The sequence below is a fragment of the Microcystis sp. M144S2 genome (assembly GCF_020246065.1).
In the GTDB taxonomy this organism is placed as follows: domain Bacteria; phylum Cyanobacteriota; class Cyanobacteriia; order Cyanobacteriales; family Microcystaceae; genus Microcystis; species Microcystis ichthyoblabe_A.
The window spans coordinates 1-13,475 of record NZ_JADBTR010000084.1 but is presented as its reverse complement, the minus strand read 5'-3'; the positions used below and the strand labels follow the sequence as shown (position 1 = coordinate 13,475).

General features: G+C 43.1%; 14 protein-coding genes and 1 pseudogene. 5 read left to right on the top strand and 10 right to left on the bottom strand.

Annotated elements, in window-relative coordinates; translation table 11 throughout:
- Window positions 1-84 precede the first annotated feature (84 nt).
- The 3 genes from btpA to IM462_RS11130 all read left to right on the top strand — a co-directional run bounded on the left by btpA (window position 85) and on the right by IM462_RS11130 (window position 3,448).
- The gene (btpA, locus tag IM462_RS11140; RefSeq protein WP_008198523.1) at window positions 85-936 is read left to right on the top strand and encodes a photosystem I biogenesis protein BtpA; all 852 of its coding nucleotides are present in this window, start codon (window positions 85-87) and stop codon (window positions 934-936) included.
- 171 nt (window positions 937-1,107) lie between these two features.
- Window positions 1,108-2,094, top strand: coding sequence for a vitamin K epoxide reductase family protein (locus IM462_RS11135; protein ID WP_287702233.1), 987 nt, complete (start codon window positions 1,108-1,110; stop codon window positions 2,092-2,094).
- Window positions 2,095-2,209: 115 nt separating this feature from the next.
- Entirely contained in the window at window positions 2,210-3,448 is a 1,239-nt protein-coding gene (locus IM462_RS11130; RefSeq protein ID WP_287702232.1) for a DNA cytosine methyltransferase, read from the top strand.
- 195 nt (window positions 3,449-3,643) lie between these two features.
- Here IM462_RS11130 and IM462_RS11125 read toward each other — a convergent pair whose 3' ends face one another.
- The 8 genes from IM462_RS11125 to ilvD all read right to left on the bottom strand — a co-directional run bounded on the left by IM462_RS11125 (window position 3,644) and on the right by ilvD (window position 11,591).
- A complete protein-coding gene (locus IM462_RS11125) occupies window positions 3,644-4,057 on the bottom strand; it encodes a PIN domain-containing protein (protein ID WP_002776913.1) in 414 nt (137 codons plus the stop codon).
- Complete coding sequence (locus tag IM462_RS11120; protein WP_130756442.1) at window positions 4,054-4,275, bottom strand: hypothetical protein; 222 nt, start codon at window positions 4,273-4,275, stop codon at window positions 4,054-4,056. Before IM462_RS11120 ends, IM462_RS11125 begins: the two co-directional genes overlap by 4 nt.
- Before the next feature lie 451 nt (window positions 4,276-4,726).
- Entirely contained in the window at window positions 4,727-5,173 is a 447-nt protein-coding gene (locus IM462_RS11115) for a hypothetical protein (protein WP_287702229.1), read from the bottom strand.
- Window positions 5,174-5,216: 43 nt separating this feature from the next.
- Entirely contained in the window at window positions 5,217-6,830 is a 1,614-nt protein-coding gene (locus tag IM462_RS11110) for an ABC transporter substrate-binding protein (RefSeq protein ID WP_287702227.1), read from the bottom strand.
- A gap of 237 nt (window positions 6,831-7,067) precedes the next feature.
- Window positions 7,068-7,988, bottom strand: a complete 921-nt coding sequence (locus tag IM462_RS11105) for an FTR1 family iron permease (RefSeq protein ID WP_287702225.1) — start codon at window positions 7,986-7,988, stop codon at window positions 7,068-7,070.
- A gap of 34 nt (window positions 7,989-8,022) precedes the next feature.
- Window positions 8,023-8,457 carry a ferritin-like domain-containing protein gene (locus IM462_RS11100; protein WP_002731529.1) on the bottom strand — a complete coding sequence of 145 codons (435 nt, stop codon included), beginning with the start codon at window positions 8,455-8,457 and terminating at the stop codon, window positions 8,023-8,025.
- A 227-nt stretch (window positions 8,458-8,684) separates the two neighbouring features.
- Window positions 8,685-9,545 (bottom strand): tetratricopeptide repeat protein, encoded by an 861-nt coding sequence (locus tag IM462_RS11095; protein ID WP_287702223.1) that lies wholly within the window; start codon window positions 9,543-9,545, stop codon window positions 8,685-8,687.
- A gap of 360 nt (window positions 9,546-9,905) precedes the next feature.
- Complete coding sequence (gene ilvD, locus IM462_RS11090; RefSeq protein ID WP_287702221.1) at window positions 9,906-11,591, bottom strand: dihydroxy-acid dehydratase; 1,686 nt, start codon at window positions 11,589-11,591, stop codon at window positions 9,906-9,908.
- 642 nt (window positions 11,592-12,233) lie between these two features.
- Between ilvD and IM462_RS11085 the strand changes: the two genes are divergently transcribed.
- Window positions 12,234-12,467, top strand: a complete 234-nt coding sequence (locus tag IM462_RS11085) for a hypothetical protein (protein WP_002763254.1) — start codon at window positions 12,234-12,236, stop codon at window positions 12,465-12,467.
- A gap of 4 nt (window positions 12,468-12,471) precedes the next feature.
- Window positions 12,472-12,870 carry a type II toxin-antitoxin system VapC family toxin gene (locus tag IM462_RS11080; RefSeq protein WP_287702219.1) on the top strand — a complete coding sequence of 133 codons (399 nt, stop codon included), beginning with the start codon at window positions 12,472-12,474 and terminating at the stop codon, window positions 12,868-12,870.
- A gap of 15 nt (window positions 12,871-12,885) precedes the next feature.
- Here the strand turns inward: IM462_RS11080 and IM462_RS21005 are convergent, their stop codons facing one another.
- Entirely contained in the window at window positions 12,886-13,002 is a 117-nt protein-coding gene (locus IM462_RS21005) for a PEP-CTERM sorting domain-containing protein (protein ID WP_353737360.1), read from the bottom strand.
- A 280-nt stretch (window positions 13,003-13,282) separates the two neighbouring features.
- Window positions 13,283-13,475, bottom strand: a pseudogene (locus tag IM462_RS11075) (helix-turn-helix domain-containing protein); the annotation flags it as partial.

Genomic DNA, 13,475 nt, shown 5'->3' with positions numbered 1-13,475 from the left:
CCCCCGTGGAACCGTGGGTAGGCCTTCACCCTGTTAAAATGGGTGAGCGGCGCATGGTTTGGGACGCTAAGAGTAGTAGACGCTGTGAACTTAATTGCAACTTTCAAGACAAAAAACCCGATTATTGGCGTGGTTCATCTCGCCCCCCTGCCCACTTCCCCCCGTTGGGGTGGCAGTCTCAAGACGGTGATCGAGCGGGCTGAACAAGAGGCGACGGCTTTGGCTGCCGGTGGTGTTGATGGTTTGATTATCGAGAATTTTTTTGATGCCCCCTTTACTAAGCAACAGGTGGATCCCGCCGTGGTTAGTGCCATGACGTTAATTGTTGATCGCATTAAAAATCTGGTGGTCTTACCGATTGGTCTTAATGTTCTCCGCAATGATGCCCATAGTGCCTTAGCGATCGCTACCTGTGTCAATGCCCAATTTATTCGGGTTAATGTGCTAACGGGGGTTATGGCCACTGATCAGGGCATTATTGAGGGTCAGGCCCACGAACTCCTGCGTTATCGGCGCGAATTGGGGTCTGAGGTCAAAATTTTAGCGGATGTTTTGGTTAAACACGCCCGCCCCCTGGGAACCCCTAATCTGACCACGGCAGTGCAAGATACGATCGAACGGGGACTAGCAGACGGGGTGATCCTCTCCGGTTGGGCCACCGGTAGCCCCCCTAGTTTTGAGGATTTGGAACTAGCAGTGGCAGCGGCCAAGGGAACACCGGTTTTTATCGGCAGCGGGGCTGATTTGGACAATATCGGGCAGTTGCTGCCGGCTGCCGATGGGGTGATCGTGGCTAGTTCCCTCAAGCGTCATGGCAAAATTACTGAACCGGTGGATCCGATCCGGGTGTCGCAATTTGTGGAAACGGCCCGGCAGATCAACGATCAAAAGGCAAAAATTAATAATTCTCTCCCTTCTTTGCCTCTGTCCACATAACCCCTTGCTAGAATGGCGGATAGTTATCGGTCGTCAGCGAGCCTAAGTTTTTAGGAATTGAAAACGTCCTAATTAACACAATATGGTTAGGGAATTTTTCCTTTCGACAAAGTACATTTCGATTTACCTCCTGACTCCTGAATTCTGCTGTAATTTAATCTAAATAATATTATGCGTCGTCGTTCTGTACCTTGGATTCATCGCTACTCCCGGCCCCTAATTGGGGGCGTTTCGATCGTGGGGGCGATTCTGACCGGCTATTTAACCATTACCAAACTGACGGGAGGGGCCGCTGCCTGTACCGCCGGGGCTAGTGATGGGGCTGGTTGTACTGGTGTTCTTAATAGTCCCTACGCTACGGTTTTCGGGCTGCCCTTGAGTTTGTTCGGTTTTTTGGCCTATATTGCCATGGCGGTTTTTGCCCTCAGTCCTCTATTTATTAATGGGGAAACTCAGAAAAATCTCCGCAAAAGTTTAGAAAATAATACTTGGTTATTGCTGTTAGCGGGGGCGACGGCGATGGCGGTATTTAGTGGTTATCTAATGTATATTCTAGCCACGGAATTACAGGAATTGTGTCCCTACTGCATCACTTCCGCCTTGTTCGCTTTAACCCTATTAATTCTCACAATTATCGGTCGCGAATGGGAAGGTTTAGGACAAATTATACTGCCGATGGTTGTGGTGGCCATGATTACTTTGGTGGGAACTTTAGCGGTTTATGCGGGAGTAAATTCCCCGACGGTGGCAGCAGGAAAAGAAGAAATTACCCGGCCAATGACAGCGGCTAAACCTCCCTACGGTTGGGAAGTAACCACGGTTTCGGGAAAAGCAGAAATCGCCCTGGCTAAACATTTAAAAGCAATTGGTGCGAAAGAATACGGGGCTTTTTGGTGTCCCCACTGTTACGATCAAAAACAGTTATTTGGTAAGGAAGCGGGAGAAATCCTCAAAAAAGAAGGGGTTTATATCGAATGCGATCCCCAAGGGGTTAATGGTAATCCCCAAGCTTGTCGCGATGCCGGAATTAAAGGTTTCCCCACTTGGATTATTAAGGGTCAAGAATATTCGGGAACCCAAAGATTAGAGAAATTAGCGGAGATTTCTGGTTATACCGGCCCGATGAATTTTAAATATACAGTTCCGGGACGCAATTAGGAAAGAGTTAAAAGTTATACTGGAGGCTGAACCTTGTTCAGCCTTTATTGTTGTTTATCAAGTTTAGCTACTTTGATTTATAATAAAAACGTAGATAAGTTGCTAATTATTGCTTATGACTCAGGTAAATCTACAAAAAGCTGCTAATATTCTCGGTGTAACTACCGCAGAAATACTAACATGGCAAAAGAAAAAATTAATCAAAGGTCAGAAAATAAATCAAGTTGATTGGTTATTTGATCTCGAGCAATTAACCAATCTTAAAAATAACCAATCCCCCGGAGAATTGAGAATTTTACAAACTGTTGAGCCAACTAATTACACGGTTATCGAATTATTTGCTGGCTGTGGTGGTATGGCTTTAGGTTTAGAAAATGCGGGACTAAAAACGCAATTACTTGTGGAAATTAACCAAGATTGTGTTAATACTTTAAGACTCAATCGACCGCAATGGAATGTTATAAATCAAGACATGAAAAAGATTAAATTTTCTAATTTTAGAGACAAAATAGATGTTATAGCTGGAGGTTTTCCCTGCCAACCTTTTAGTTATGCTGGGTTAGGAAAAGGATTAGAAGACTTGAGAGGGAGCCTATTTTTTGAGTTTGCTCGTTGTTTACAGGAAGTGCAACCTAAAATCGCTATGGCCGAAAATGTTCGAGGATTATTAAGCAATAAAAAAGGAGAAACCCTGCAATTAATGCTGCAAGCTTTACAGGAAATCGGTTATTATGCTGCTTATCAAGTTTTATCAGCCCAATTTCTCGATGTTCCCCAAAAAAGAGAAAGATTAATTATTATTGCCACCCGTCAAGACCTAAATATTAAACCGATTTTTCCCCAATATAAAAACTATACTATTTCTCTGAAAAAAGCTCTAGAGAATTGTCCCAGTTCTCCAGGAGTAGAATATAAAGAAAGAAAAAAAGAGATTATGTCCTTAGTTCCCCCAGGAGGAAATTGGCGGAATTTGCCGATGGATATTCAAAAAGAATATATGAAAAATAGTCTCAAAAATCACGGCGGACGGACAGGATATGCTAAAAGATTATCTTGGGATGAACCAGCTTTAACTATTACCTGTAGTCCGGCACAAACCCAAACAGAAAGATGCCATCCCCAAGAAACTCGTCCTTTGACTGTGAGAGAATATGCACGAGTGCAGTCCTTTCCCGATGATTGGCAATTTACCGGTAATTTAACCTCTCAATATCGACAGATTGGTAATGCGGTTCCCGTGAATATGGCCTATCATCTTGGTGGCTGTTTAATTAATATGTTGCAGGGGGATTATCTGGGGGAAACACAGCCAAAAACCGAACAGTTAAGCATTCCGGGATTAGAAGTTAATTAATTTTGAATAAAAGTAAATAGGGCTTGCTGAATAAATGTGAAATGTAGGCAAGGTAAGGGTTTTAGGGATCGTCGCCCGTACTTTTTCAGCAAACCCTAACTATTGATAACTACTGACACGCAAAAACTATTCATTTAGGATAACAAATACAATTATAATACTTTTGAATCACCGATAACTGTTTCAGTTTTATTGTTAGATGGTATAGGGAATCTCAATAAATGGATGTTGATTGAGATCAAAATCTTGGGTATTACGAGTGACTAATTTGAGATTATAGTAAAGGGCGATCGCTGCTTGAATGGCATCGGGCAATTTCCATTGAATAACCTTTTTGTTAGGCTGTTTGGTTGCCTTTTTTTTGATTTGTTCACGACGGATTTGAATGACTAAATCAGTGATGTTGACATCTAAATCTATCAGGGGAAAATGGCTTAATAACTCTCCTGCTTTTTCAAAGGAATTATCATCATTAAAACCAATGAGAACTTCGGCTTTAGTAATGACAGAAATATAACTTTCATCTCGGTGAGCTTTTAGATAAACTGTAGCTTGGGTAATACCATTAAAATGGTCGATTAAAATACAGGAGTCTATTAATCGTTTCATATCCACTCCTCCCGAATTTTTTGCTGATATTCTAAGCCATCTCCTTTAGTCCAGATTGCCTGGGTTTTATCTAATAAAGCTTCAAAATCGGCTTCTGTCTTTTCATCCTCAACTACTTGAATGTTAATGGCTAACTTTGTTCCTGCTTTAAAGGGTAAGTTAGAGAGGATAATCTTCTGAGAATTATCGATGGTTAAATAGGTTTGATAACTATTCATAATTATTGACAAGCAAAAACTATTGATTTAGGATAACAAAGACAATTATAATACTTTTGAATCACCGATAACCGTTGCAGTTTCATTGTTCTTAATAAAACTTAATATACTTCAATTTTCTCAAAAAAATCGACTGGCCTTTACAGGACTCGGATTAATGGGACTTCGCAAGAAACGTTAATCCAATAGTTAGGGTTTGCCGAAAGAAGCTAGATACAATTGAGTAACGCACAGAAAACGGGTTTCTCGGAGAAACCCGTTTTCTACTCATGCACTCATGCAAAAAGGGGAATAAATAATCAGTCTTTAATAACCAGATTTAGTATAACTACTTCTTGCATGAGTTCCTATCCTCAGCCAGAAATTGATTTTGTCCGATTTTACTGTCCGGAGTCTGTAGGGTTGATTCATGAATCAACCCTACAGATCCAGAAATTGATTTTGTCCGATTTTACTGTGCGGGGGGAATAACTTCTAACGGAATACTTTCAGTTTCTCCATCTTTAGATGGATTGACATCCGGACTTTTTTCTGCATCTGGAGTTTTTTCCACCGCTTTGGTTTCCGGGGTGGGGGGATTTTCGGGGGGGACTTCTGGACTGGGGTTCTTTTCCGGGATGGGGGTGAATTCCACCGGGGTTTCGCTTTCAGGAGACGGGGAAACTTCGGGGGAAGGTTCGCTATTACGGGTAGTTTCCGCGGGAGTTTCTTCTATCTGGGGAGATTCTGGGGTAGTTGCGGGGGTATCTGGGGGGGTGTCTTCGCTGGTTTTTTGTTCTTCCCGGGGACAGGCTGCCGATTCTAAACCGAGACGACATCGGACTTCCTCCCGTCCCAAAGACACGGCAATTCCCGACACCGACATTAACAAAGCTAGGATGGGTAAGATATTGTTCATAAAATTAGACTTGATTCTACTCCTCGACATCACATTGTCTATTTTAGATAGGATCGAATTGATATTGAGAACCCTTTGGCCCCTCATTGCCGCGATTAGCACGCACCAAGGGAACTTGATTAAAAATCTTAAAATCCGTGGTGCTTCCCTGCAAGGTGATTCCTCGATTTAAAGTTTCGACTACAGTAGCACGGTCAGAACTTTTAGCGATCGCTTCCCCTAATACTTTCATGGTATCGTAGGCGGTAGCAGTACGCCAACTGACGCGACCGCGCCAACTTTTCAGCGCATCTTTGGCAAAGGGATCCGTTGCTTGGAAACTCCAAGGTACTGCTAGAACTAATCCGTCGATGCTATCCGCTCCTTGAATAAGGATATCGGGTGTATAAAGTTCATTTCCGCCTAATAAGAGCATTCCAGACGATTCTTGGGCAATAGCCACGGCTTGATCAATGCGATCGCCGTCTTTACTCAAGGCCAAAAATACCACCCTAGCGCCGGCTTGTTTTGCCTGATCTATGGCGGTTTTAGCGTTAAAATTGGCTTTGGTGGTGTCTATTTCCTTAACTATCTTGCCTCCCGGTTCTTTTATCGCTTTAGCAAAGGAATCCTTTAATTTTTGACTATAGGGACTATCGGAATTATAAAAAAGAACCACTGAGGGAGAATTCTCTTGCTGACTAGCATAATTAGCCAAAGTTTTGGCCACTGCTTCCAGATAACTGCCTAAAACTTCCTGAGACTTATCCTTAAGGGGAATGGTTTTCAGGGTTGCATTTCCCGTTTGACTAACACTGGTAGTCAGGGGAGAAAGAATCGCTAATCCTTCTTTTTGGTAACTTTCAATCGCTTTTTGACTAAAAGGATCGATTCCGTGGCCCGTAACTGCCAAAACTTGACCGGATTGAATCAGATCATCGGCTATCGCTTTTGATTGTAACCCACCGCCATCATTAGCGATGACTATTTCCAAAGGATTACCCGGATTAGAATTATTAAACTCCTCTTGATACCTTGCCACACCTCGGAGAATTTCCTTGGCGCTGTTGGGGTCGTTAGCGATGGGGACAACAACGGCTATAGTCTTTTGATTACCTTTTTGTCTAGCTTTGGCGTTATTGTAATAGATTTTGCCCTCCGGATCGTTTGCTTGGGGAGTGGCCGCCAGTTGGTAAGCTGCGATCGCATTTGCCCAATCTTCCTTTTTAAAGGCCGCTGCGCCTTTTTCTTTGTTAGGAGTGGAATTAAGCAGTATTTTCTCACCTTGGCTAAATAAATCGGGATTTTTAGCCGTATTACTCACAAAAGTTGCCTTGGTTTGCTTGTCTGGGGTTTCTTCCAGGACGACTGGGGGAGTATCGGGTTTGGGAATGAGCATTTGCAATAGACTCCAACCCCCTAAACCTGCGGTTAAAGCGGTAATTATCAAAGCGAAGGGAAGTAACCAGTTAGATTTTTGGCCAACTCTAGTTGTACCCCCCGGGGACACCACCACCGTGGTTTTAACCGTCGTTGTTACGGGATCCATCGCTTCCCTAGGCAGGCCACAGATAGGACAATCAGGAGTAGTATTTTCGCAGGGTTCATGACCTCCCGCAATCGCTTGCGGATAAGTTTTACCATCTTTAGGGATACCGTCACATTGCCAAGTAGTCATAATCAGTTATCAGTTATCAGTTATCAGTTATCAGTGGGTAAGTTATCAGTTATCAGTTATCAGTTATCAGTTATCAGTTATCAGTGGGTAAGTTATCAGTGGGTAAGTTATCAGATTTGAGTTTTAAGTGAGCAGTATGTGTTAAGTGAGCAGTATTAAATAGCAGTTTCTTGCCATCTTTTCACTGTTTACTGATTACTGTTTACTGTTTACTGGTCACTGTTTACTGTTTACTGATTACTGTTTACTGGTCACTGTTTGAGGACGTTGTCGTAAGCTTTGGAAATAGAGGCCACCGATAAGCAGTAAAAAGAGGATATAGGCAACAATTTGACTGATATAGAGGTTTTGACGATAACCAAACAGGGATTTAAGGAGGAGTCCGGGGAAAGTGCGATCGCTCAAAATTTGGGAACCGTCCCAAACTTGAAAACCGAGAAGACAGGAGGAGGGGAGAGAAGGACAGAAATTGCGATAAAAAGGGTCAATTTCACTTAAAAGACTGATTCCTGCGTCGATATGTTTCAAAACACCGATGAGTAATCCGGCAACGATTAAGAGCAGCAAAGTCCCCATAATTTGGAAAAAGAGACGGATATTAATTTTTACTCCCCCCGCAAAGAGGAGAGTTCCCAACAAGGTTGCGACACTTAACCCCGCTATCGCACCGAAGGTTTGTATCTGCCAATCTTTTTGGAATTGGGCCAGGATAAAGAGGACAGTTTCAAATCCCTCTCGCAAGACAGCGATAAAAACGAGCAGAAAAATCGCTTTTCCTGCCCCATTTTCCGATTTTAAACCCGCTTTTACCGCACTTTCTACCTCAGATTTCAAAGATTTGGCCTGTTGAGTCATCCAAATTAACATCCAACTCAACATCAAGACGGCAATCAGTCCAAAAGTGGCGGCCAGCAATTCCTTAATCATTGGTACAAATGGACTAGGAGAGGCATCCACTTGCAAAAGGATTCCTCCTAGCAAAATACCGACCAAAACACTAGCCACTACTCCCGCACCAATACCACGATACACCCATGAGTTAAGTTGCGATCGACCCGATTTTTGTAAACAAGCGAGGACAATTCCCACCACTAAAGCGGCCTCGAAACCTTCCCGGAGAGTGATAATAAAAGTGGGTAAAGCGGAACTAAGATTCATAAGCTAGTCGATAAACTCTAGCTTTGATCCTAGCTTAAGCAAAATCCCGCAGCATCTTGCGAATTTCCAGATTGTGTAATTCTTCTTGTCCAATCATACCGCGAGCGAATTCTTCCAGGTAAATACTGGCATCTTCGACGGTTTCTAGGAGTGCTTTGTACAAATCAAGGGATTTTTTCTCATGATTGAGGCTCTCACTCAAGATTGCTTTGATATTATGTTCATAGCTTTCCTCGATGGGGGCAATTTTTAAGCTAGGATGACCTTCTAAACCGGTGAGAATTTCCCCAACTTGTTGCGCGTGGGTGAGGGATTCCGTGGCCTGAGTCTGGAAAAATTGGACGATGGGGATGCGATGGGGACCTGTCACCATCAGGGAATAGTGGGTGTAACGGACAACTCCCGCTAGTTCAAATTCCATGATTTCGTTTAGTTGTTCGATGGTTTTGTCTCTGTCTAGTTCTCGCATAAGATTCTCAATAATTTGTCTCTAATTGCAATTGTAGCTAATCCAGACTGGCTGAATAAATCTAAAAACCTTGTTGGCTAATATCTTTAGGCTTTTTTGCCATCAAAAAAGTGCCAGCCATTTGAGCAATAGAGGGGAAAATTTAGGCACTTTTTCCCTGAAAATGCCTAAAATCCTACACCCCACGAAAAACCCTTTCAGCAAACCCTAGGTGATGCAAAAAGACTTTAGCTGGGGGAATAGCAACTCAAGAGGTCATTAAAGGTTTCATTTTGCCTTAAACCATCGAAAACAAAGTTATTACGCACTAATTCGCCACATATATCCGGTTCTATGTCCATGGCTTCGCGTAAACAGTCTATCGCTTTTTCTTGTTGACCGAGGGCAGCATAACAGCAGGCGCAATTATACCACGCATAGCGATCATCTCGATCAATTTTTAACGATTCTTCATAACAGGCGATCGCTTCTGGTAAACGCTGTAATTCCTGTAAGATCACACCCTGTTGATACCAGGACCAGTAATCTTGCGGTCGGATATCGAGGGCGGTACGATAATTAAATAAAGCCTCTTGGGGATTGCCCCAATCCCGGAAAGCGTCGCCGCGACGATACCAGGCCCAATAATCCCGGGGTCGCGCCCCTAGGGCCAGATCATAGAAAGTGATAGCGCGTTCGTAATTTTTCAGCAATCGATAGGCCTCCCCTTGCCGGTAGGCCGCCCAATAGTCCCCCGGACTATGACTTAGGGCCCGTTGAAAACAAGCGATCGCTTTTTCGTAGTCCTTTAATTCCTGTAGATAAACACAACCTTGATCGTACCAAGCCCAATAGTTATCATCCTTTACCTGTGCAGCGTTAGCATAACTTTGAGCCGCTTCTTCATACATTCCCAAGTCTTCTAGTATCATACCCCTTTTGTACCATGCCCAATAATCATCTGGATAATATTCTAAGGCTTTTTCGTAGCTGATTAAGGCTCCCAAATAGTCCATTCTTTCTCTTAAAATATTGCCTTGGTCATACCAGTCCCGATAGGTATCTGGACGGCATTCGAGCGCTCGATAGACAGTGAGTAGATAGGTCATAGTCATTAATCTTTAACGGAGTCAGGAGTCAGGAGTCAGGAGAATTAAGAATGAGCATTTAATTAAATGCTCTATTTAACCTGAGTTCGGGATAAACTAAAACCCTAATTTTCTCGTTCGCTGTCAACCCTATTCTTTTGTGGAATGAGTAGGAAAATAGCCTTAACCAGAACTGAGGTTATTTAGGGATTTTATGCAATTTTATGTCTATTTTTCTCGTTTTTGCACTCTCAAAAATTAATCATGCAAGAACTCTACTGATTACTGTTTACCGATCACAGCAAAAAAGCTCTGGTGTTCCCTAACTAATATAACAAAGAAACGGCGATCGATTGTGATCGCCGTTTCTTTGTTATACTTTTAGAACAGATTCAGATCCGTTAAAGCGCCGAGACTGCTAGAAGAGACTAACTTGGCGAATTTGCCGAGAATTCCCGTTTTATAGCGTGGGGGGCGCGGTTGCCAATGGTTACGACGACGGGTTAATTCTTCCTCCGATACATTTAACTGCAAGAGACGCTGACGAGCATCAATAGTGATTTGATCTCCTTCCTCTACTAGGGCAATTGTACCACCCACCGCTGCTTCTGGAGCGACGTGACCGACCACCATGCCATAGGTTCCCCCGGAAAAACGACCATCGGTAATTAATCCCACGGAATCCCCTAAACCAGCGCCGATAATTGCCGAAGTGGGGGCTAACATTTCCCGCATACCCGGTCCGCCTACTGGTCCCTCGTAACGGACAACCACCACATCCCCGGCTTTAATTTTTCCGGCTAAAATTGCCTCTAAACAGGTTTCTTCCGACTCAAACACCCGCGCAGGCCCAGTGATGACCGGAGTTTTCACGCCGCTAATTTTGGCCACGGCCCCCTCTGTGGCCAGATTTCCTTTTAAAATGGCTAAATGACCCTCTTTATAGACAGGATTGCTAAAAGGACGGATAACATCTTGGCCTGAGGGCGGTTGGTCGGGAATATCGGCTAAAATCTCGGCGATAGTCTGACCGCTAATGGTGAGGGCATCCCCGTGGAGTAAACCATTAACCAGGAGAATTTTCATCACTTGGGGAATACCGCCGGCTTTATGCAGATCTACGGTAACGTAACGCCCGGAGGGTTTAAGATCGCAGATAACCGGTACACGCTGGCGGATGGTTTCAAAATCATCGATCGATAATTCTACCCCGATGGTGCGGGAAATGGCTAAAAGGTGCAGCACAGCGTTAGTGGAACCTCCCACCGCCATAATTACCGAAATGGCGTTTTCAAAGGCTTTACGGGTCAAAATTTGGCTAGGGAGAATCTGTTTTCTAACCGCCTCGACCAAAACCTTGGCCGATTCTTCGGTACTATCGGCTTTTTCCTCATCTTCGGCGGCCATGGTCGAGGAGTAGGGTAAACTCATCCCCATGGCTTCAAAAATGGAAGACATGGTATTAGCAGTAAACATCCCACCACAGGAACCGGCGCCGGGGCAAGCGTTGCGTTCAATTCCGATGAGGTCTTCTTCACTGATTTTACCGGCGCTGTACTGTCCTACGGCTTCAAAGGAACTGACCACGGTTAAATCGCAATCTTTGTAGCGCCCCGGTTTAATCGTGCCACCATAGACGAAAATAGCGGGAATATTCATCCGGGCCATGGCAATCATTGCCCCCGGCATATTTTTGTCACAACCCCCGATAGCGAGGACTCCATCGAGACTTTGACCATTACAGACGGTTTCAATGGAATCGGCGATTACTTCCCTAGAAACGAGAGAATATTTCATCCCTTCTGTTCCCATGGAAATCCCGTCACTAATGGTGATAGTCCCGAAAAGTTGCGGCATTCCCCCCGCTAATCTGGTTCCTGCTTCGGCACGCATTGCTAAATCATTAATTCCCATGTTACAGGGGGTAATGGTGCTAAATCCGTTAGCGATGCCGATGATTGGTTTGCTAAAGTCCTCATCCCCAAAACCTACCGCTCTTAACATGGCCCGATTGGGACTGCGTTGGGTACCTTGGGTAACAATGCGACTTCTGTAGTTATCTGCCATAACTTTATCTTTCTCCAATGGCGGCTTATGTGTGCGATCGGGGCTTAAGTTCTCCAATCGCACCTTTATTTCTATTTTCTGACTTTTGGCCGCTCTGAGCAGGTTTTAGGACAGTCCATCTCTAAAGAAAATATAAAACTGTGGAAGTAATGAACTATTCCCCACCGCTTCGCCAAGGGGCGAGTTTCTGACGCTTCTTTGTCGATGGTGGTTGGTGCGGACGGTAATGATTTGGTAGTAGTGGTCAGCCATGTTGCTTGAAGTGTGTAAAATATTTGTAATAAAAACAATTGGCTCAAATCAGTTTTTAATGAAGCGGTGTTATCATCTTAGCATACTTAACTCAGATAAACCATAAAGGCTCTCCTAGAGTAGTTATGTAAAAATAGTAACAATCAAGGAAGATATTGAGACTTAAAGTTATCTCAAAAAATAGTTAGAATCCTTGGTTTGACAAGAAGATAGAAACTGTTATAGGCTAAAAGACATAGCTCAAGCCGAGTCTAAACTTAACATTTCATTATATAGGAAGGGGTTATGCTGTCACTCCACTGGCAAAATTGAGATGCTTCCAGAAAATATTTAAGGTAAAATTAGATAGACTATCTCCAAAACTTAATTAACAATTAGGAAACTAAGTCAATGCTACAATCAGTTAAAGGCATTTATAGACAAGGAAAGATCGAGCTTTTAGAAACTCCCAATAACCTAGAAGAAAGTTCAGTTATTATCACATTTTTAGAAGATAAACCAATCCAAAAATATCCCAAATTGATGTGCTTTGGAATGTTCACGGGGGATTATCAATCTACAGAAGAAGATTTTTCATTCGCCGAATTTCAGGGCGATGCAGATGACCACTTAGATTGGTCTTAAACCGATGAAATATGTGCTGGATACTCACGCCTTAATTTGGTTTTTAGAAGGGAATCCCCGATTGGGAAAAAATGCCAAAACGATCCTTTCTGACCCGAACAGTGAATTAGTTTTACCGGCTATTGTTTTAGCTGAAGCGGCTTGGATTGTTGAGCGAGGCAGAACATCAATCCCTTCGGTTTTAGAATTATTTAATGCCGTAAATTCTGATCCGCGTTTAGTTATCTATTCTTTGGATGCAAGAATTATTAAACAGACCCTGAGCTTGTTGACAATTACGGAAATGCACGATAGACAAATTGTGGCAACGGTACTGGTTTTAGCCAATCAAGAAGAAAGCGTAACTTTATTAACTTGTGATCAAAATATTACTGCATCTGGATTAGTATTAACGGTTTGGTAGGATCACTGGTTTATATCATTGATGCGCCTCGTTTTTTCCTTTGCGCTTTAACTTCACTCCGAAGCTCAAAACGGTTAGGGTTCCAAGAATAGCAGCGGATTCAGGGACGGGAGTGGATGCTGCTCCTCTGATACTATCAATTTGTAGGGCAGAATTGAATAAAACTGCCCCATCAGGAGCTGATTCTGGTCCGACATCGACTACCCCAAACCCTACTTAGGTAGGAAGGGGTTATGCTGTCACTCCGCTTGCAAAATTGGGATGTTCCCAGAAAATAGGATGCATCTCAATTTTGGAGAAATACTTTTTCTAGGGATTCGGGAATTTTTCTCCAATCAATTAATTGGTGAACTTCAGGAAAAAAGAAGCATAAAAACGCTTCAAAATATTCGCTCTCCTGTGCTGACACATCCACCACTATTACTTCTATTTCACTATTACTTTCTAAGAGGTTTTTTTTTTCATGTAGATTAAACAGACCTGATTTGATGAGAATATTCTCTACTTTCCTAACAATTCTATACGCCGTTGATTCGTTAATACCCCAACTATTTCCCAGATGAAAATAGGTGCGATATTCTCGCCAATATTCTAGTGTTATTAGT

Excerpts from the sequence above, each read along its gene's own strand:
- IM462_RS11135 (WP_287702233.1), top strand. The coding sequence starts at position 1,108 with ATGCGTCGTCGTTCTGTACCTTGGATTCATCGCTACTCCCGGCCCCTA.
- IM462_RS11130 (WP_287702232.1), top strand. The coding sequence starts at position 2,210 with ATGACTCAGGTAAATCTACAAAAAGCTGCTAATATTCTCGGTGTAACT.
- IM462_RS11125 (WP_002776913.1), bottom strand. The coding sequence starts at position 4,057 with ATGAAACGATTAATAGACTCCTGTATTTTAATCGACCATTTTAATGGT.
- IM462_RS11120 (WP_130756442.1), bottom strand. The coding sequence starts at position 4,275 with ATGAATAGTTATCAAACCTATTTAACCATCGATAATTCTCAGAAGATT.
- IM462_RS11115 (WP_287702229.1), bottom strand. The coding sequence starts at position 5,173 with ATGAACAATATCTTACCCATCCTAGCTTTGTTAATGTCGGTGTCGGGA.
- IM462_RS11110 (WP_287702227.1), bottom strand. The coding sequence starts at position 6,830 with ATGACTACTTGGCAATGTGACGGTATCCCTAAAGATGGTAAAACTTAT.
- IM462_RS11105 (WP_287702225.1), bottom strand. The coding sequence starts at position 7,988 with ATGAATCTTAGTTCCGCTTTACCCACTTTTATTATCACTCTCCGGGAA.
- IM462_RS11100 (WP_002731529.1), bottom strand. The coding sequence starts at position 8,457 with ATGCGAGAACTAGACAGAGACAAAACCATCGAACAACTAAACGAAATC.
- IM462_RS11095 (WP_287702223.1), bottom strand. The coding sequence starts at position 9,545 with ATGACCTATCTACTCACTGTCTATCGAGCGCTCGAATGCCGTCCAGAT.
- ilvD (WP_287702221.1), bottom strand. The coding sequence starts at position 11,591 with ATGGCAGATAACTACAGAAGTCGCATTGTTACCCAAGGTACCCAACGC.
- IM462_RS11085 (WP_002763254.1), top strand. The coding sequence starts at position 12,234 with ATGCTACAATCAGTTAAAGGCATTTATAGACAAGGAAAGATCGAGCTT.
- IM462_RS11080 (WP_287702219.1), top strand. The coding sequence starts at position 12,472 with ATGAAATATGTGCTGGATACTCACGCCTTAATTTGGTTTTTAGAAGGG.